Source organism: Rhodococcus sp. NPDC057529 (assembly GCF_042802055.1).
GTDB lineage: Bacteria > Actinomycetota > Actinomycetes > Mycobacteriales > Mycobacteriaceae > Rhodococcus_F.
In genome coordinates, this window is the sequence record NZ_JBHVEY010000004.1 from 72,311 (window position 1) to 89,812 (window position 17,502).

Here is a 17,502-nt window from a genome sequence, read left to right on the forward strand (position 1 = left end):
GAGACCTGGGCTGTACGTCGCCGAATGCTCCTGTCAAAATGGCACCGTGGCTAACAATTCGAAGAAGCAGTACGTGGATCCAGGGTGGCCCGAAACCGCCGATGGAGATCACGCCGTGACCGAACTGTCGTCGACCCGTGCGGGCGGATTGTCCCCGTTCGGCGAGGACACCGAATTCCCGTTGCCGGCGGAGTCGTTGCCGTACGCGCACCCGCACACGGTGATCAACCGCTGACCACGCGACAGAAGAGGGGCCCTGCACCGGATCGGTGCAGGGCCCCTCTTCTGTGAGTTGCGGGGGTCTACTGCGGGAGCAGTCCCTTGTTGGCGTCGATGAGCTGCAGGATCTGGGGATCGATGGCGATGCCCTGGGCCTTGACGGCCTCGATCGCGCTGTCGACGACGCCCGCGTACTGCGAGGTGCCGCCGTTGGTGCTGGGGACGCCGCCCGTGAGGTCGGGCAGTGCCGGCGCCGCGGGGGCCTCGGGCACGGTGGCGGGGGCGGTGCGCTGGGTGGGTGCGCTGCTCAGGCCGAGGCTCGAGGAGCAGGACGGCCATGCGCCCCAGCCCTGGGAGTCGAGGACCTTCTCGGCGACGACGATCTGCTCTTCACGCGAGGCCTGGTTGGCGGTGGCTGCGTACTGGGTTCCACCGTGTGCGTTCCAGGTGCTCGGGGAGAACTGGAGTCCGCCCTGGAAGCCGTTTCCGGTGTTGATGCCCCAGTTGCCGCCGGACTCGCACTGCGCGAGGCGGTCCCAGTCGGAGTCGGGTGCCGCGTTCGCGGTGCCCGAGAAGGCTGCTCCGGCGACGCCCATGATGGCGCCGGTGACGGCGACCTTGGCGACGGTGCGGCCGGTGGTGGTGGGCTTGCGATGGCGTCCGCTCATAGTGGTCGAGATCCTCTCCACACGCGCCTGCGAGGTCAGCTGTCGGGTTCGGGCTGAGAGGTCGCCCGGCCTCGCCTCTCCTGGCTGGAGAGGGTCTGGCTTCACCCCAAGATCCGACTGTGCGAGGCACATTCGGACCGGTGTCCGTCTGGAAACTTGCGTTCCCTGGAGGACTTTGGGTCCCCCGTCCTCGTCCCTGGAATGCTTCGTCGGGACTCCGGTACCCGCGGGACGAGGTTTGGCGCGGCGGGCCGGATGTGGCCGATGTTTCCTCGGCCGGTGACGACGGTAACGGGCCGAGGCCGAAGTGTCACCATTTGATAACGCGGAGTGTCTTCGCCTGTTGCGGGGCCTCATTGGGCGCGCCGGGACTCTTCCCAGCTAGTGGCGACGAGACGTGGCTATCGCCGTCCCGTTGCCCTTCCGTTACCGGGCCGTTATGTGAGTAAGCTCACATCACCGCGGTGCGTCGACGATGTCCTTGCCGAGGGGCATCAGCGAGATGGGAATCATCTTGATGTTCGCGACGGCGAGAGGGATCCCGATGATCGTGATCGCCATGGCGACGGCCGTGACGACATGTCCGATCGCGAGCCACAGACCTGCAATGACGAACCAGATGACATTGCCGATCAGGGAGGCGACACCGGCCGTCGGCTTGTCGATCACGGTCTTACCGAACGGCCACAGCGCGTAGACGCCGACCCGGAACGACGCGATGCCGAACGGGATCGTGATGATCAGGATGCAGCACAGGATTCCGGCGACGAAGTACCCCAGCGCCAGCCACAGACCGCCGAAGACCAGCCAGATGATATTGAGCAGAATTCTCATGATCGTCCCCTCGGTGGTTGGGAATGCCCGGTGGTCGGGAATGCCCGGTGGTCGGGTGTGTCAGCGCGAGCGTCTGCCCTGCCTCAGTGCCGCCACGATTCCGAGCAGGAATCCGATCGGGCAGGCAAGGGCGACGAGGTACAGAACGAGACCCGGTTCGGAATCGGACAGCGCCGGGGTCAGGAAGATCGCCACGATCGCGACGAAGCCGATCGCGAAGAGAGCGAGTGCGACCCGCAGGAGTCCGTCGCCCCTCCGGGGTGTGTGAGGAGTGCTCGAAGGAGTCGATTCGTGGGCCACACCAGCAACGATAGTGCCTGGAAACCCGAATGCCGGAGGGGGTGTCTGCAAGGTAGACTGTGGGCACTGCGCGTCCCGCACCAGAGGTGGGGCGCGCTGTTTTGCATACCAAGTGCAACCAATACCAAGTGCAACCAACTGCACTCCAAGTGATGAGCGGGTGAACGCGGTGCCGACCGGCAAGGTGAAGTGGTACGACGTCGAAAAGGGCTTCGGCTTTCTGTCGCAGGAGGAGGGGGAGGACGTCTATGTGCGTTCGTCCGCTCTTCCCGAGGGCGTCGAGGGCCTCAAGGCCGGCCAGCGTGTCGAGTTCGGCATGGCCGCCGGTCGGCGCGGACCCCAGGCGCTGAGCCTGAAGGTGCTCGACCCTGCGCCGTCGCTGCGTCAGAACGCCGCGCGCAAGGAGCCGTCCGCCAAGAAGCACACGCCGGACGAACTGCACGGCATGGTCGAGGACATGATCACGCTGCTCGAGGCGAAGGTCCAGCCGGACCTGCGCAAGGGCAGGTACCCCGACCGCAAGACCGCCCAGCGCATCTCCGAGGTGGTCCGCGCCGTCGCACGCGAACTCGACAGCTGATTCGTCCGACGAGAAGGGCCCCGCGCTGTGGCAGCGCGGGGCCCTTCTTCGTGGGCGTGTCGTTCTAGGCGGTCTTGATCGACCAGGCGGCCCGTGCCTGTGTGAGCCCCTGCTCGTCGATGACGGCGGACGGCAGCTGGATCTCGACGCCGGCCAGCTGCAGGTCTTCCGAGGAGGGCACGGTCACGGCGCGGGTCTCACCGGCGCGGTGCGCCTGTTCCTGGACGAGGAGCTGGCCCGACGAATCCTGGTAGACGACGAGCATGCGCCACGGCGCGTCGACGATCTCCGGCGGCAACGACAGCTGCAGCGACGAGCCGGGGGGCACGTCGAGTTGGGCGATGTCGCCGGTCTCGCAGTCCTCGAGATACAGGTTGCAGTAGCCGAGCGGCGCGATCTGCTCGGCCCGGTCGTGCGCGAATGCCGTGATCTCGGGCAGGCGGGGCGAGGAGTTGCGGACCAGTGTGTAGAGGACTCCGACGAAGGCCACCAGGACCACGATCAGCCCCACTGCAATCAGTGCCAGGATCTTCTTGGTTCGCGCCTGCATTCTCACTTACGTCACATTTCCTGTCGATCGGTCGGCCCGGTGGGTCGAGTGGTGCTCGGTCACTTCTTGTTCGGCCAGGTCGGGGCGTTTTCCTCCGAGTCCCGGCAGGAGGGTGCTGCCGCGGTACGTGAGCACGGTCTGGACGAGCCCGACGGTCATGACGGCGGAGACCACCGAGAACCCGATCCAGTATTCGGTGGGCAGCAGGACGCCGAGCGCGCCGCCCACGACCCAGCTCAGCTGTAGGACGGTCTCCGAACGTCCGAATCCGGACGCGATCGACTCCTCGGGCAGGTCGTGTTGCAGCGACGCGTCCAGCGACACCTTGGCCAGGGCGCTGGCCGCCGACGCGACGAGCGTGGCGAGTGCGGCGGTGAGGAGATTGTCGGTGATCGCGGCGAGGACGGCGATGATCCACACGGCGCCCGTGCAGCGCAGCACGATGAGGGCGGGGCGGCCCAGCTTGATGCGGGCGCCCGCCGCGTTGCCCGCGAAGTTGCCGATGCCGGCGGCCGCGCCGACCAGACCGAGCATGGCGGCCTGGACCAGCGGTTCGTGGTCGGTCTTCGATTTCGCGACGAACGCGATGTACAGGGTGAGGAATCCGGTGAGCACGCGGATGGTGCTGTTGCCCCACAACCCGGTGATGACCGCGCGGCCCAGCGGTTGCCTGCGTTTGCCGGACTTCGCGGTGGCGGGGGCCTCGGGCTGCAGCACCCGGGTGCGCCCGATCACCTCGGTCGGGTGTTCGTCGCCGTGGTACGTGAGGGTGGCGGGAACCTCGCCCTCGGTGACCTCGACCCACGACGGGATCCGCATGGAGAGGTACGCGCCGAGTGCGGTGATGACGGCCGCCAGCCACAGCGCGCCGACGGAACCGGTGGCCATGGCGAGACCACCCGCGAGGGCGCCCGCGCCGATGGTTCCGCCGAGCAGCCCGAACACGGTGAGCCGGGAGTTGACGCGCACGAGGTCGATCTCCGGTGGCAGCACACGTGGGGTGACCGCACTCTTGAGCACCGAGAACGATTTGCTGAGCACCATCATGCCGAGCGCCGCCGGATACAGCACCCAGCTGTCGAAGTTGAAGACGAGGACGATCGCCAGCATCGTCCGGAGTCCGAACGACGTGGCCAGCGCGACGCGGCGGCCGTGCTGGAGGCGGTCGAGCATCGGACCGATCAGGGGAGCGATGACGGCGAACGGGGCGATCGTGATCAGCAGGTACAGCGCGACCTTCGTCTTGTCCTCGCCCGTCGCGGCCGAGAAGAACAGCGTGTTCGCCAGGGCGACTGCGATGGCCGCGTCGGTCGCGTTGTTGGCCATCACCGCGTAGGTGAGCGCGGTGAGACCCGACTTGTCCGCACCGTCCGCCTTGGCGGCACGGTGGAACGTCGCGATGCCCTTGTTGGTGAGTTCCCGGCTGCGCATCGCCGCCACCCGGGTGACGGTGAGCTTGCGCGGCATCGGCGGCGCCTTGGGGGCGTCCGCCCGCTCCTCGTCGGACCGGGGACGCTGCCCGCCGCCGACCGGATGCAGGGGCGGCAGCGGCGTGCGCCGGCCTCCCGGGCGTGCCGCGGGCGGGTATTTGTCGTAGCCGGGATGAACGGGGGGCCCGGAATTCTCGTCAGGAGCCCGACCGCCGTCAGGCTCGGAGGGTTCGCGCGGTCCGGTCACTCCCTAATTCTGTCCTAGTCGGGAGACATGCGACCACAGCAACCCCGGCCGATGCTGGTCAGATCGGCCTGTCAGGGAACGAACCGCACCTCGAACATGGCCGGCCAGTACTTTCCGGTGACGAGGAACCGGTCCGTTCCCGGGATCTGGGCGATGCCGTTGAGGACGTCGACGTCCCGCGGGCCGGGCGGAAGCGCGTCGCGGACGGCAGTTGCGTCGATCTCCGCGGTGACCCGTCCGTCCGACGGATCGATGCGGACGAGGGTGTCGGCCGTCCAGACGTTCGCGTAGATCGCGCCGTCGTCGGCGCATTCGAGTTCGTTGAGCCGGGAGACGGGGTTGCCGTCCTGCACCGCCTGCACGGTGCGCCGGGGCTCGAACGTGACGGGGTCGCGGAACGTGAGGGTGGGGGACCCGTCGCTCGTGACCAGCGCGCCGGGCGTTGCGCAGATGCCCCACCCCTCGCCGTCGAACGGGACCCGCCGCTGTTCGGCGAGCGTCGCGCGATCCCGGACGACGGCGACCCCGTCCCGCCACGTCAGCTGCCAGATCGTGTCACCGCTCACCGTGATGCCCTCGCCGAACAGCGGGGACGGCAGTTCGGCGCGTACCCGGACCGTGCCGCTGTCGAGGTCGGTGGCCTGCACCCAGGATTCACCGGGGCGGCCGGTGCCCTCGAGCAGTTCGGTGCCGTCGATCTCGAGTCCCTGGGTGAACGCATTCGGGTCGTGGTCGACGGTGCGGACGATCTCGGCGCGAAGGTCCGCGCCGGGCGCGCCCGAGGCCACCGGACTCTGCGGGGAGCATGCGGTGACCACCCACGCCACCGCGAGCAGGGCTGGGACGAGGTGCCTCCGGCCGGTCATCGGACCAGCATGACAGCCCAGGTGGGCACGCGCTTGCGGTGGTGCGGCAAACTGGTGGTGTGAGTGTTGCTTCTTCCGACGAGCGCGCAGTGGCGCGTCCCGTACTGACCGACGCCGTCGAGCTCGCCCGAACCGCAGTGGTCGAACTGCAGGAAGGGAGAGTCGGCGACTACCTGGGCGTCACGTCCGAGGACGAGTGCGCCGCGACTCACCGTTTCGTTGCGGACCTTCCGGGCTACCGGGGCTGGCAGTGGGCGGTGGTGGTGGCCGCCGATCCCGAATCGGACCGTGCCACCGTCAGCGAACTCGCCCTCCTCCCGGGACCCGATGCACTGGTCGCACCCGAATGGATTCCGTGGGACCAGCGGATTCGCCCCGGGGACCTGTCCGCGGGCGACCTGCTGGCACCGCCGGCCGGTGACCCCCGCCTCGTCCCCGGCTATGTCGCGACGGGCGATCCCGAGATCGACGACACCGCCCTCGAACTGGGCCTGGGCCGTAAGCAGGCTCTGAGCCTCGAGGGTCGCCTCGACGCCGCCCAGCGCTGGCACGACGGCGACTACGGCCCCGATTCCGAGATGGCCAAGGCTGCGCCGTCGACGTGCGGGCTGTGCGGTTTCTACCTCCCGCTCGCCGGGGCCCTGCACGGGGCGTTCGGCGTGTGCGGCAACGAGATGGCCGCCGACGGGCACGTCGTCGACGTCACGTACGGGTGTGGCGCCCACTCCGACACCCTGCTGCCCTCGGGCGCCGGTTCGCCGCAGTACGACGCATACGACGACGGCGCCGTCGAGGTCGTCGAACGGGCCGCAACGGAGACGGGGGCCGACGCCGAGACGGCGGCTGCCGCCGAGGTCGCCGAGGCCGGGGAATCCGCATCGACCAGCTAGCCGATCCTTTCGGCACCGCCGCACTGAGGGATTCGACGCTCCTCGCGTGGCGCACGTCCCCGACCCGCCTGCGGGAGGACGCCGCGGCCGAATCCGACCTGGCCCGCGCCGGCTACCGCGACCGGCTCCTCACCGAGCTGGCGCAGAACGCGGCCGACGCCGCGGCCCGCGCCGAGGTGCCCGGCGAGCTGTCCGTGCACCTCGACGGACGCGTCCTCAGTGTGTCCAACACGGGCACACCGCTGGACGAGCCGGGAGTGCAGGCGCTGGTCGCGTTGCGGGCGTCGAACAAGTCCGGGGCCACCGTCGGCCGTTACGGCGTCGGCTTCACGGCGGTGCTGTCGGTGAGCGACGAGGTCGAACTGCGGTCGACGTCCGGTTCGGTGCTGTTCTCCGCGGACCGCACCAGGGCGGAACTGCGGGCCCTCGACGGCGCCGACCCGGGCGCGGGTGTGCCTGCCCTCCGGCTGGCGTGGCCCACCGAGAACCGCCCGGCCGCCGGTGCGGAGTCGGAAGTCGTGCTGACGCTGCGCGAGGACGTGGACGCCGAGTCGCTGCTCGCGTACATGGCCCGCGAAGCCCCCGACCTTCTGCTCGAACTCCCGGCGCTCGTCTCGATCACCGTGGGCGGCAAGCAGTTCCGCCGACGCGAACGACCACTCGATTCCGGGTTGACCGAGGTCGCGGTCGGCGACGACCGCTGGTGGCAGTACGAGTCCGGGCGGGCCCGCTGGCTCGTCCCGGTCCGGGACGGCGGCGTCGCACCCGTCACCGAGGACGTGCTGCGCGCCCCCACCCGGTCGGACGAGGAACTGTCGGTACCGGCGATCCTCGTCGCCGACATCGCCATGCAACCCGACCGCAGGCGCATCCTGCCCGGCGCCGCGATCGCCGAGTTGGCCACCGGATACGCCGAGTTCGTGGCCGCAGTGCCGCCCGACCAGCGACTGTCGCTGGTCCCCGTCCCCGCGTTCGCCCGCAGCGAGGTGGACTCGGCGCTGCGCGACCATCTCGTCGCCGAACTCCGCGAGCACCCCTGGCTGCCGACCGTCGACGGCACGGACAAGGCCCCGGGCCGGGCATCGGTGGTCCCCGGGCTGACCGAGGAACTCGCGGAACTGCTCGCCGAGATCGTCGACGGCCTGGTCGTCCCGGATCTGTCCGGCCCCCGCTGGGCGCCCGCGCTCGCCGCCGTCGACGCCCACCGCCTCGGCCTGGCCCGCCTCACCGAACTGCTCAGTGGCGTCGAACGGGCACCGTCCTGGTGGCAGCGCCTGTACGCGGCGCTCGAACCGCTGGCCGTCGACGCCCTCGCGGCGGAGGAACTGGCGTCGATCCCGGTTCCGCTGTCCGACGGCCGCACGGTGACCGGCCCGCGAACGGTGTTGCTGGGTCACGACATCGACGGAGTGCTCGGTGTCGACTGGACGAGGCTCGTCCACCCCGGCGCCGCGCACCCGCTGCTGTCGAGGCTCGGCGCGAAGACGGCCACGGCCGTCGACCTGCTCTCGGATCCGGCGTTGCGCGCCGAGATCGAGGACCTCGATCCCGACGACGCGGCGGCTGCCGAGGAACTGTCGGTCGCGGTGCTCGCGCTCGCAGGCCGCGTCGACCCGGGCGTCCTGCCGTCGTGGCTCGGCCTGCTGCCCCTGCCGGACGTCGACGGGGAGTTGCGCGGTGCGGACGAATTGCTGTTGCCCGGTGCGCCACTCGCCGAGGTCCTGGTGGACGACTCGCCGTTCGCGGGCGTGGACTCCGCGTTCGCGGAGCGGGTGGGGGAGGACGCTCTCCGCGCCGTGGGCGTCGGCTGGGGTTTCACCGTGCTGCGCGCCGAACTCCCCACCGGACCCGACCACGACCTCGACGACGAGGACCGCTGGTGGGACACGCTCGACGACGACCCCGACGTGATCGGGGCGGTGCGCGACCTGGACCTGGTGGACGAGGACCGCTGGCCGCAGGCGCTGACGATGCTCGCCCGGGACCCGGCGACGCGTCCGCTGCTCGCCGACCGCGCCGGGTACACGGCCTGGTGGCTGCGACACAACGCCGAATTGGACGGCCAGGTGCTCGGTCTGCTGCGCGACCCCGACGACGAGACGTTCGCCGGACTGCTCGACCCCGTCGAGCACCCGGAATCCGCCGTGTTCGCCGCCGCACTGGCCCCCGCGACGGTCGACTCTCCGGAACTCGCGCAGCTACTCCTGGACCGGCTGGCCGACCCGGATCGCGAACCGACCCCGGCGGTGGGCGCGCGGGCCCACAGCCTGCTCGCGTCGGCCGCGGCCGCGCACCTCCTCGACCTCGAGGACCTTCACCTGCCCGAACACGTGCGCGGCCTGACGGGCACCCTGGTCGACCCCGCCGACGCCCTGGTGCTGGACGAACCGTGGCTGGCCGCCGCGGTGCCGCGCGAGCGCCTGGTGGTCGGCAGCCTGGACACCGCCGAGTCCCTCGCCGATCTGCTGGACGTCCCGCTCGCCTCGACGGCGATCCGCGGCACCGTCACCGGCTCCGGACGGGACTCCTCGTGGGATCGCGAACCCGCCGCGGTCCTCGCCTTCGCCGCACTCGGCCGCGACCTGCCCCGCGGACCCGTCGTCGTCCATCCCCAGCTCACGGTGAAGCTCACGGGCGCCGTCGACACCGAGATCGCGGTCCCGTGGTGGGTGGACGAGCAGGGCACCACCCACTGTTCCGAGTCGTGGGCCGAGGGCACGTGGGGCGCCGCCGGTGTCGTTTGACCAGAGCATCCTCGACAGCGCGGTCGAGGAACGCACACCAGGGCTGATCGACGTCGTCACCGTCATCACGCACAGCGGCGGAACGGTCGCCGCCTGGATCGTGTCCACCGTCCTGACAGTGGCCCTCCTGCTGCAGGACCGCCGGCGGGAAGCCGTCCTCGTCGCCGGTGCGATGCTGTCCGGTCTGGCCGTGATGACCGCGCTGAAGAATCTGTTCGAGCGGCAGCGCCCGCCACTGCCGGATCGGCTGGTGGAGATCTCGTCGTTCTCGTTCCCGTCCGGTCACGCGATGATGACCGCGATCCTCGCGAGCGTGCTCGTCGCCGTCGTGCTCCGGGACGTGCTGATTCGGCACGTCCGGATCGCACTCGTCTTCCTGCTGGTGCTGTACACGCTGGCGGTGGGGCTGTCGCGGGTCTACCTCGGCGCGCACTGGATGACCGACGTCCTCGCCGGGTGGGCCTTCGGCGCGCTGTGGGCTGCGTTCTGGATCCTGCTGACCCGCACCCGGCCCCATCGCGCGCAAGCCTAGGACTGCATCACTCGAGCAGTCCCTGCTGTGTCACTGGAGCAGTCCCTGCTGTGCCCCGCGGCTGCCGCGCCGCGCCGCCCGCCGCTGCAACGCGAACAATCCGTACCCCAGAAATCCGACGACGACACCGGCTATACACGTCGGAAGCGCATCCGACCACCGGTCGCCCGTGACGATCACCACGACCATCGCGATCGCCCACGCAGAGGTTCCCAGTATCAGCGCAGGTCGCGGGTCGGCGAGGCGCTGAGTGAGGGGTCGGCGATCTGCGGTTTCGTTCACCGAATGAACGCTACCCTCGCCGTGGTGCCCTAATCTCCAAGGGCGACGCGCGACTTCTGGCGATGGGGACTGAACAATGGGTGCTGCTCCGAAACTGCTCGACAACTACTTCAAGATCACCGAGCGTGGTTCGACGGTAGGCGCGGAGATTCGCGGCGGTGTGGTGACGTTCGTCGCGATGGCGTACATCGTGGTGCTGAACCCGCTCATCCTCGGCAGCTTCTCTCCGGACGACGCCGTCGCCAAGACGGACGTCCTCGGCAACATCCTCCCCGTGAACCAGGTCGCCGCGGTCACAGCCCTGGTGGCGGGGCTGATGAGCATCGTGTTCGGGGTCGTCGCGAACTACCCCTTCGCGATCGCGGCGGGCCTCGGCATCAACAGTCTCCTCGCCGTCACCATCGCGCCGCAGGTCACCTGGCCGGAGGCGATGGGTCTCGTCGTGATCGACGGTGTCATCATCGTCGTGTTGGCGCTCACCGGTTTCCGGACGGCCGTCTTCAATGCCATTCCCGCCGAGCTGAAATCCGCCATCGCCGCCGGTATCGGCATGTTCATCGCGTTCATCGGTCTCGTCGACGCCGGGTTCGTGCGGCGCATCCCCGACGTCGCGGGCACCACCGTCCCCGTCGGTCTGGGCATCAACGGATCGATTTCGTCCTGGCCGACCGTCACGTTCGTGTTCGGCGTGCTGCTGATGGGTGTCCTGGTGGTGCGCAAGGTGCGCGGCGGTCTGCTGATCGGCATCGTCGTCACCACCGTTCTCGCCGCGATCATCGAGGCCGTCGCTGGTGTCGGACCGTCCCTGGGCGTGAACCCCCACGGGTGGAACCTCAGCGTCCCCGCCGCTCCCGATGTGCTGGCGGAACTTCCGGATCTCAGCCTCGTCGGCGACGTCAGCATCTTCGGGGCGTTCACCCGCATCGGCGTGCTCGCGGCCAGCCTGCTGGTGTTCACGCTCGTGCTCGCCAACTTCTTCGACGCCATGGGCACGATGACCGGGCTCGGCAAGGAGGCAGGCCTCACCGACGAGGACGGCAACCTGCCCAACATCGGACGGGCCCTGGTCGTCGAGGGCACCGGCGCGATCGTCGGAGGCGGGGCCTCCGCGTCGTCCAACACGGTCTTCGTGGAATCCGCGTCCGGTATCGCCGAGGGCGCTCGCACCGGACTCGCGAATGTCGTGACGGGACTGCTGTTCCTGGCCGCGATGTTCCTGACCCCGCTGTATTCGGTGGTACCGATCGAGGCGGCCGCGCCGGCACTGGTCGTGGTGGGCGCGATGATGATCGGCCAGGTCCGGGACATCGACTTCACGAAGTTCTCGATCGCGCTGCCCGCGTTCCTCACGATCGCCGTCATGCCGTTCACGTACTCGATCGCCAACGGCATCGGCGTCGGATTCGTCTCGTGGGTCGTCCTCAATGCTGCGAGCGGTGGTATCAAGAAGATTCACCCGTTGATGTGGGTGGTGGCGCTTCTGTTCGTGGCCTACTTCGCGGTCGGTCCGATCACCGACGCAGTAACGTAAACGGCGGCCGATCGGTCCCGTATTGTCATTCCCGTGACCACGGATACGCGAGCACTCGCCAGCGACCTCTCCCTGGCTGTCGTGCGCCTGACGCGTCACCTGCGTGGGCGTCGCGTCGACGCCCAGGTATCGCTGACCCAGCTGTCGGCTCTGGCCACCCTCGCCCGCGACGGCGCCATGACGCCGGGCAATCTGGCGGCCCGCGAGAAGGTGCAGCCGCCGTCGATGACCAGGGTCATCGCGTCGCTGGTCGAATTGGGATTGGTCGAGCGGGCGCCGCATCCCACCGACGGACGCCAGATCATCGTCACGCTGTCGGACGCCGGGCACGCGCTGATCGCCGACGAGACGCACGCCCGCGAGGCGTGGATGAACGAGCGGCTGTCCGGGCTCGACGAGTCTCAGCTGAAGACCCTCCGCGATGCGGTCGGCATCATCACGTCCATCGTCGCCGAGTCGGAATGAGCCGCCGCGGCTCATCGGCAGCTGCGCAGTAGTACAACGGCATTCGGCTCCACCCGGCCCGGTCCGGGTTTTCCGTTCCCGCGACGTCGCGGAGCAAACCATCTGCCGGAGAACGCAATCGGCTTCTCGGGTCGCCCGGCCGCCGCAGCGCGCGCAGGGGCAGGTCGAGGGCGCGCCGGTGTCGGGAGGAAGATGGAGGGGTGCCGCCCGAATCCGAGACCACCGCCCCAGACCAGCCGAAGACCGGCATGTTCGTCGCTCTCCGCACCCGGAACTACCGGTTGTGGGCGTCGGGGCAGATCGTCTCCCTCGTCGGAACCTGGATGCAGCGGGTGGCGCAGGACTGGCTCGTCCTGACGTTGTCGAACGGCAACGCGCTCGCCGTCGGGATCGTGATGGCCCTGCAGTTCGGCCCGACCCTGTTCCTGTCCGTGTGGGGCGGCGTCCTCGCCGACCGGTACGACAAGCGGCGCATCCTCATCGCGACACAGGTGTCGATGGCGTTGTGCGCGCTGGTGCTCGGCCTGCTCGACGTCGGCGGACTGGTAGCCCTGTGGCACGTCTATCTCATCGCGTTCCTGATGGGCTGCGCGTCCGCGATCGACGCGCCGGCGCGGCAGTCGTTCACGATCGAGATGGTCGGCAAGGATTCGCTGCCCAATGCGATCGCCCTGAACTCCATGACGTTCAACACGGCCCGGATCATCGGCCCCGCGATCTCCGGTGTGCTGATCACCCTCATCGGCACGGGCTGGGTGTTCCTGCTCAACGTCGGCACGTTCACCGGTGTACTGATCGCCCTGCTGATGATGAATGCCCGCGACCTGTTCACGGCACCCCAGGCGGAACGCGGGAAAGGGCAGGTCCGGGAGGGTTTCCGCTACGTGTGGAGTCGCACCGACCTGCGGGTGCTGATGGTGGCGGTCTTCATGGTGTCGACGTTCGGTCTGAACTTCCCGATCAGTCTCGCCGTCCTCGCCCGCAACACGTTCGATCGCGGCGCGGACGCCTACGGACTCCTGTCGACCACCCTCGCCGTGGGCACGCTGGCCGGCGCCACGATCGCCGCGCGACGCCGGACCCCGCCCCGGTTGCGCACGTTCCTCGGGGCCGCGGCCGCGTTCGGTGCGTTCGAGATCCTGGTCGGAGTGATGCCCACCTATGCGCTGGTCGCGATCATGCTCGTCCCGACCGGTGCGCTCACCCTGACGTTCACGACGGCGGCGATGAACATCCTGCAGATGTCCGTGCCGTCCGAGATGCGCGGCCGGGTGATGGGTATCTACATGCTCTGTTTCCTCGGCGGCACCCCGCTGGGCAGTCCCGTTCTGGGCTGGCTGGCCGACGTCCTCGACCCCCGCGCACCGCTCGTGATCGGCGGCGCGATCTCGCTGGTCAGCGGCATCGGCGCGGCGCTGTACCTGATGCGGCACCAGCGGGTGCGGCTGAAGGTGCGCAGACCGGACGCGGGCCGCTACCTCCCGGTGATCGAACTGCGCAACGTCCCCGAACCGCGCCCGGTGGTGGTCTGCGACGCCACCGAGCAGGCCGTCGAGGCGAGCCGCGACCCGCGGTCCTGACGGCCCGGACCGGTCAGACGCCGACCGCCGTCGCCACGGCCCGCCGGGTCAGCACTCTCGCGAGGTGCGTGCGGTACTCGGCGTCGGCATTGCCGTCGGTGACGGGGTCGGTGCCCTCGGCGGCGTGCTCGGCCGCCGCCCGGATCGACTCCGGGTCCGCGGCCTTGCCGACGAGCGCGTCCTCGACGCCGCGGGCGCGCACCGGCACCGACCCCATGTTGGTCAGCGCCACCCGCGCCTGCCGGATCGTGCCGCCGTCCACCTGGATCGTCGCGGCCACCCCCACGATCGACCAGGCCTCCGCCACCGTGTTGAACTTCTCGTACCGCGCCTCCCAGCCGGTGTGTTTCGGGATCCGCACGTCCACGAGGATCTCGTCCGGTCGCATCGTGGTGGTGTAGTAGCCCTCGAAGAAGTCGGCGACCGGAATGGTCCGTCGGCCCGCGGTGCCCGCCACGGTGAGGGTGGCGTCGAGGGCCAGCGCGGGTCCGCACAGGTCACCCGCCGGATCGGCATGCGCGAGAGCGCCGCCCAGCGTGCCGCGGTGCCGGATCTGCGGGTCGGCGACGGTGCGGCTCGCCTCGACGAGCAGCAGCGCGTGCTCGTGGACGAGCGGGTTGCGGATCACGTCGTAGTACGTGGTCATCGCGCCGATCACGATGCTGTCCCCGTCTTCGCGCACGCCGCGCAACTCACCGATCCGGCCCAGGTCGACGAGGGTGCTCGGCGAGGACAACCGCAGCCGCAGGACCGGCAGCAGGCTCTGCCCGCCCGCGAGGATCTTGGCGTCCTCGCCGGCCCCGGCGAGCGCGGCCACCGCCTGGTCGACGGAGGTCGGGGCGACGTAATCGAAGCTCGACGGAATCATCGGGCACCTCCCTGAGCGGAGTGGACGGCACGCCAGACCCGCATCGGCGTCAAGGGCATCTCGATGTCACGCACCCCGAACTGCCGGACCGCGTCGAGGACGGCGTTGACGACGGCCGGGGTGGACGCGATCGTCCCCGCCTCGCCGACCCCCTTGACGCCCAGCGGGTTTCCGGTGGCAGGGGTCTCGGTGCGGCCCGTGGTGAACGACGGCAGATCCGCCGCCGACGGCACCGAGTACTCGGCGAACGAACCCGACAGCAGCGTGCCCGACTCGTCGTACACCGCCTCCTCGTACAGGGCCTGCGCGATGCCTTGGGCGAGTCCGCCGTGCACCTGCCCCTCCACGATCAACGGGTTGACCACGTGCCCGATGTCGTCGACGCACACGTAGGAGCGGATGCGGGCCTTCCCGGTCTCGGTGTCGACCTCCATCGCGCACAGGTGCGTGCCGTGCGGGAACGAGAAGTTCTCCGGGTCGTACGCCGCCTCGGAGTCCAGGTTCGGCTCCACACCGTCGGGCAGATCGTGTGCGGCGAACACCGCGAGCGCGACGTCGGCGATGCCGACGGCCTTCTCGGTGCCCTTTACCCGGAACCGTCCCTCGGTGAACTCGAGATCGTCCTCGGCGCACTCCATCAGGTGCGCCGCGATGGGTCTGGCCTTGGCGATCACCTTCTCGGCGGCTTTCACCACCGCGATCGCACCGACCGCCAGCGAGCGGGAACCGTACGTGTCCATCCCCCGCGGCGACGTCTGGGTGTCGCCGTGCAGCACCTCGACGTCCTCGAACGGAACCCCGAGCTGATCCGCGACCACCTGGCTCCACGCGGTTTCGTGGCCCTGGCCGTGCGCGGAGGAACCGGTGACCACCTCGACCTTGCCGGTGGGCAGCATCCGGATCGCCGCGTGCTCCCAGCCGCCGGCCCCGTAGGCCAGCGCGCCGAGGGTGCGCGACGGCGCCAGCCCGCACATCTCGGTGAACGTGGACACCCCGATGCCCAATTGCACGGGGTCCTTCCGCTCGCGGCGCTCCGCCTGTTCGCGGCGCAGCCCGTCGTAGTCGAACAATTCCCGGGCCTGCGCGGTGGCGGCCTCGTAGTTGCCGGAGTCGTACGTCAGACCCGCGACCGTGTCGAACGGGAACTCCTCGTGGGTGATCCAGTTCTTCGCCCGCAACTCCAGCGGATCCAGCGACAGCTCGGTGGCGAGTTCGTCCATCATCCGCTCGATCGCGAACGTCGCCTCCGGGCGTCCCGCCCCGCGGTAGGCGTCGGTGGGCACCTTGTTGGTGAACACGTTGGTGCACGTGAAGTGATAGGCCGGGAACTTGTAGATGCCGTTGAACATGAACGCGCCCAGGATCGGCACGCCCGGGGTGACCAGCCGCAGGTACGCGCCCATGTCGGCGAGCAGTTCCACCTTCATGCCGGTGACGGTGCCGTCGCGGCGGGCGGCCAGCGTCAGCTTCTGGATCTGGTCGCGACCGTGATGGGCCGCGAGCATCGACTCGCTGCGGGACTCGGTGTACTTGACCGGTTTGCCGAGTCGCCGCGCGACGAGCAGCGCGACGACTTCCTCGGGCGTCACCTGCAATTTGCCGCCGAAACCGCCGCCGACGTCCGGGGCGACGACGCGCAGTTTGTGCTCCGGGATGCCGAGCGTCATCGCGAGCATGAGCCGCAGGATGTGGGGAATCTGCGTGGCCGACCACATGGTGATCTGCGCGCCGGTCGGGTCGACCACCACCGAGCGGGGTTCCATGAACGCCGGGATGAGCCGCTGCTGCCGGAACGTGCGTTCGACGAGCACCTCGGCGTCGCGGATCGCCTGTTCGACGTCGCCGCCGGTGCCGGCCTCCGCGGAATCGAACGTCCAGGTGGCGCTGACGTTCGTCTCGAGATCGGGGTGCACGAGGTCGGAGCCGTCGGCGGCCGCGGACGCAAGGTCCAGCACGACCGGCAGGTCGTCGTATTCGACGTCGATCGCCTCGAGTGCGTCGTGCGCCTCGTAGGCGCTGCGCGCCACCACGACCGCGACGGCCTCGCCGGCGAAGTTCACCCGGTCGACCGCGAGGGACGGGGCGGGCGGCGACTTCATGTCCGGGGTGATCGGCCAGGCGCACGGCAGGCTGCCCTGTTCGTCGGCGAGGTCGGCGCCGGTGAGGACGGCGACGACCCCGGGCAGTTCGCGGGCGGCGGACGTGTCGATTCCGGTGATGCGGGCGTGCGCGAACGGGCTGCGCAGGATCGCCAGGTGCTGCATGCCGGGCAGGACGAGGTTGTCGGTCCAGCGGGTGCGGCCCGTGATCAGATGTTCGTCCTCCTTGCGTGTGCGGGCCTTGCCGATTTCCGGTTCGGCGGTGGCGGTCATCGCACACCTCCCTGCGCGGTGTCGGTCTTCGCGTCCTTCGGTGTCTCGGCGGTGCTGCCGCCGCGCAACCGCTGCGCCGCGTCCTGGACCGCGCTGACGATGTTCTGGTACCCGGTGCAGCGGCACAGGTTGCCTTCCAACCCCAGCCGCACCGTCCGCTCGTCCGGGTCGGGTTCCTCGGCGAGCAGGTCGAGGGTCTGCATGATCATGCCGGGGGTGCAGTAGCCGCACTGCAGGGCGTGGTTGTCGTGGAACGCCTGCTGCACGGGATGGAGTTTCCCGTTGCGGGACAGGCCCTCGACGGTGAGGACGTCGCCGCCGTCGGCCTGCACGGCGAGCACCGAGCAGGACTTGACGCTGTGACCGTTCAGGTGAACGGTGCACGCCCCGCAGTTCCCGGTGTCGCAGCCGATGACGGTGCCGACCTTGCCGAGCCGGTCCCGAAGATAGTGGACGAGCAGTAGTCGCGGTTCCACGTCGTCCGTGTATGCCGTTCCGTCGACGGTGACGGTGATGCGCATCGCGCCTCCAAAGCCGAGAGCCT

At 69.6% G+C, this 17,502-nt stretch carries 18 protein-coding genes and 1 riboswitch; of the genes, 8 read left to right on the forward strand and 10 right to left on the reverse strand.

The genetic code is table 11. From position 1 onward, the window contains the following. Window positions 1–46 precede the first annotated feature (46 nt). Complete coding sequence (locus ACFU5V_RS08895) at window positions 47–235, forward strand: hypothetical protein (protein ID WP_015888783.1); 189 nt, start codon at window positions 47–49, stop codon at window positions 233–235. Between the two features lie 67 nt (window positions 236–302). Here the strand turns inward: ACFU5V_RS08895 and ACFU5V_RS08900 are convergent, their stop codons facing one another. From ACFU5V_RS08900 to ACFU5V_RS08910, 3 genes are all read right to left on the reverse strand, one after another. After that, complete coding sequence (locus ACFU5V_RS08900; RefSeq protein WP_378698520.1) at window positions 303–887, reverse strand: transglycosylase family protein; 585 nt, start codon at window positions 885–887, stop codon at window positions 303–305. A gap of 8 nt (window positions 888–895) precedes the next feature. Further along, window positions 896–1,109, reverse strand: a riboswitch (cyclic di-AMP (ydaO/yuaA leader). 234 nt (window positions 1,110–1,343) lie between these two features. Then, entirely contained in the window at window positions 1,344–1,721 is a 378-nt protein-coding gene (locus ACFU5V_RS08905; protein WP_378442542.1) for a YccF domain-containing protein, read from the reverse strand. Between the two features lie 60 nt (window positions 1,722–1,781). Beyond that, window positions 1,782–2,021, reverse strand: coding sequence for a hypothetical protein (locus tag ACFU5V_RS08910; RefSeq protein ID WP_378698522.1), 240 nt, complete (start codon window positions 2,019–2,021; stop codon window positions 1,782–1,784). 169 nt (window positions 2,022–2,190) lie between these two features. On the opposite strand from ACFU5V_RS08910, the gene ACFU5V_RS08915 reads away from it, so the two are divergent. After that, entirely contained in the window at window positions 2,191–2,601 is a 411-nt protein-coding gene (locus ACFU5V_RS08915; protein ID WP_378442546.1) for a cold-shock protein, read from the forward strand. A gap of 64 nt (window positions 2,602–2,665) precedes the next feature. On the opposite strand, the gene ACFU5V_RS08920 is transcribed toward ACFU5V_RS08915, so the two are convergent. From ACFU5V_RS08920 to ACFU5V_RS08930, 3 genes are all read right to left on the reverse strand, one after another. Beyond that, window positions 2,666–3,151 (reverse strand): DUF2771 domain-containing protein, encoded by a 486-nt coding sequence (locus ACFU5V_RS08920; RefSeq protein WP_378698524.1) that lies wholly within the window; start codon window positions 3,149–3,151, stop codon window positions 2,666–2,668. A gap of 6 nt (window positions 3,152–3,157) precedes the next feature. Then, window positions 3,158–4,828, reverse strand: coding sequence for an MFS transporter (locus ACFU5V_RS08925; RefSeq protein WP_378435142.1), 1,671 nt, complete (start codon window positions 4,826–4,828; stop codon window positions 3,158–3,160). Between the two features lie 71 nt (window positions 4,829–4,899). After that, complete coding sequence (locus ACFU5V_RS08930; protein WP_378698526.1) at window positions 4,900–5,694, reverse strand: glutaminyl-peptide cyclotransferase; 795 nt, start codon at window positions 5,692–5,694, stop codon at window positions 4,900–4,902. 38 nt (window positions 5,695–5,732) lie between these two features. On the opposite strand from ACFU5V_RS08930, the gene ACFU5V_RS08935 reads away from it, so the two are divergent. The 3 genes from ACFU5V_RS08935 to ACFU5V_RS08945 all read left to right on the forward strand — a co-directional run bounded on the left by ACFU5V_RS08935 (window position 5,733) and on the right by ACFU5V_RS08945 (window position 9,860). Then, window positions 5,733–6,584: a DUF3027 domain-containing protein gene (locus ACFU5V_RS08935; RefSeq protein ID WP_378698528.1), complete on the forward strand. Its 852-nt coding sequence runs from the start codon at window positions 5,733–5,735 to the stop codon at window positions 6,582–6,584. A gap of 176 nt (window positions 6,585–6,760) precedes the next feature. Next, window positions 6,761–9,328, forward strand: a complete 2,568-nt coding sequence (locus ACFU5V_RS08940) for an ATP-binding protein (protein WP_378699061.1) — start codon at window positions 6,761–6,763, stop codon at window positions 9,326–9,328. After that, the gene (locus tag ACFU5V_RS08945) at window positions 9,318–9,860 is read left to right on the forward strand and encodes a phosphatase PAP2 family protein (RefSeq protein ID WP_378698530.1); all 543 of its coding nucleotides are present in this window, start codon (window positions 9,318–9,320) and stop codon (window positions 9,858–9,860) included. The genes ACFU5V_RS08940 and ACFU5V_RS08945 overlap by 11 nt, the downstream gene beginning before the upstream one ends. A gap of 30 nt (window positions 9,861–9,890) precedes the next feature. On the opposite strand, the gene ACFU5V_RS08950 is transcribed toward ACFU5V_RS08945, so the two are convergent. Further along, window positions 9,891–10,142, reverse strand: a complete 252-nt coding sequence (locus ACFU5V_RS08950; protein WP_378698532.1) for a DUF2530 domain-containing protein — start codon at window positions 10,140–10,142, stop codon at window positions 9,891–9,893. A 76-nt stretch (window positions 10,143–10,218) separates the two neighbouring features. On the opposite strand from ACFU5V_RS08950, the gene ACFU5V_RS08955 reads away from it, so the two are divergent. The 3 genes from ACFU5V_RS08955 to ACFU5V_RS08965 all read left to right on the forward strand — a co-directional run bounded on the left by ACFU5V_RS08955 (window position 10,219) and on the right by ACFU5V_RS08965 (window position 13,718). Beyond that, entirely contained in the window at window positions 10,219–11,673 is a 1,455-nt protein-coding gene (locus tag ACFU5V_RS08955; protein WP_276143770.1) for an NCS2 family permease, read from the forward strand. A 33-nt stretch (window positions 11,674–11,706) separates the two neighbouring features. After that, window positions 11,707–12,138 carry a MarR family winged helix-turn-helix transcriptional regulator gene (locus ACFU5V_RS08960; RefSeq protein WP_015888795.1) on the forward strand — a complete coding sequence of 144 codons (432 nt, stop codon included), beginning with the start codon at window positions 11,707–11,709 and terminating at the stop codon, window positions 12,136–12,138. A 248-nt stretch (window positions 12,139–12,386) separates the two neighbouring features. Then, window positions 12,387–13,718: an MFS transporter gene (locus ACFU5V_RS08965; protein ID WP_378435174.1), complete on the forward strand. Its 1,332-nt coding sequence runs from the start codon at window positions 12,387–12,389 to the stop codon at window positions 13,716–13,718. A gap of 13 nt (window positions 13,719–13,731) precedes the next feature. Here the strand turns inward: ACFU5V_RS08965 and ACFU5V_RS08970 are convergent, their stop codons facing one another. Genes ACFU5V_RS08970 through ACFU5V_RS08980 form a run of 3 tightly spaced genes read right to left on the reverse strand, consistent with a single transcriptional unit; the run spans window position 13,732 to window position 17,479 of the window. Continuing rightward, window positions 13,732–14,586, reverse strand: a complete 855-nt coding sequence (locus ACFU5V_RS08970; RefSeq protein WP_378435154.1) for an FAD binding domain-containing protein — start codon at window positions 14,584–14,586, stop codon at window positions 13,732–13,734. Next, window positions 14,583–16,958 (reverse strand): xanthine dehydrogenase family protein molybdopterin-binding subunit, encoded by a 2,376-nt coding sequence (locus tag ACFU5V_RS08975; protein ID WP_378698534.1) that lies wholly within the window; start codon window positions 16,956–16,958, stop codon window positions 14,583–14,585. The genes ACFU5V_RS08970 and ACFU5V_RS08975 overlap by 4 nt, the downstream gene beginning before the upstream one ends. Beyond that, window positions 16,955–17,479 (reverse strand): (2Fe-2S)-binding protein, encoded by a 525-nt coding sequence (locus ACFU5V_RS08980; protein ID WP_378698536.1) that lies wholly within the window; start codon window positions 17,477–17,479, stop codon window positions 16,955–16,957. Before ACFU5V_RS08980 ends, ACFU5V_RS08975 begins: the two co-directional genes overlap by 4 nt. Between the last annotated feature and the right edge of the window lie 23 nt (window positions 17,480–17,502).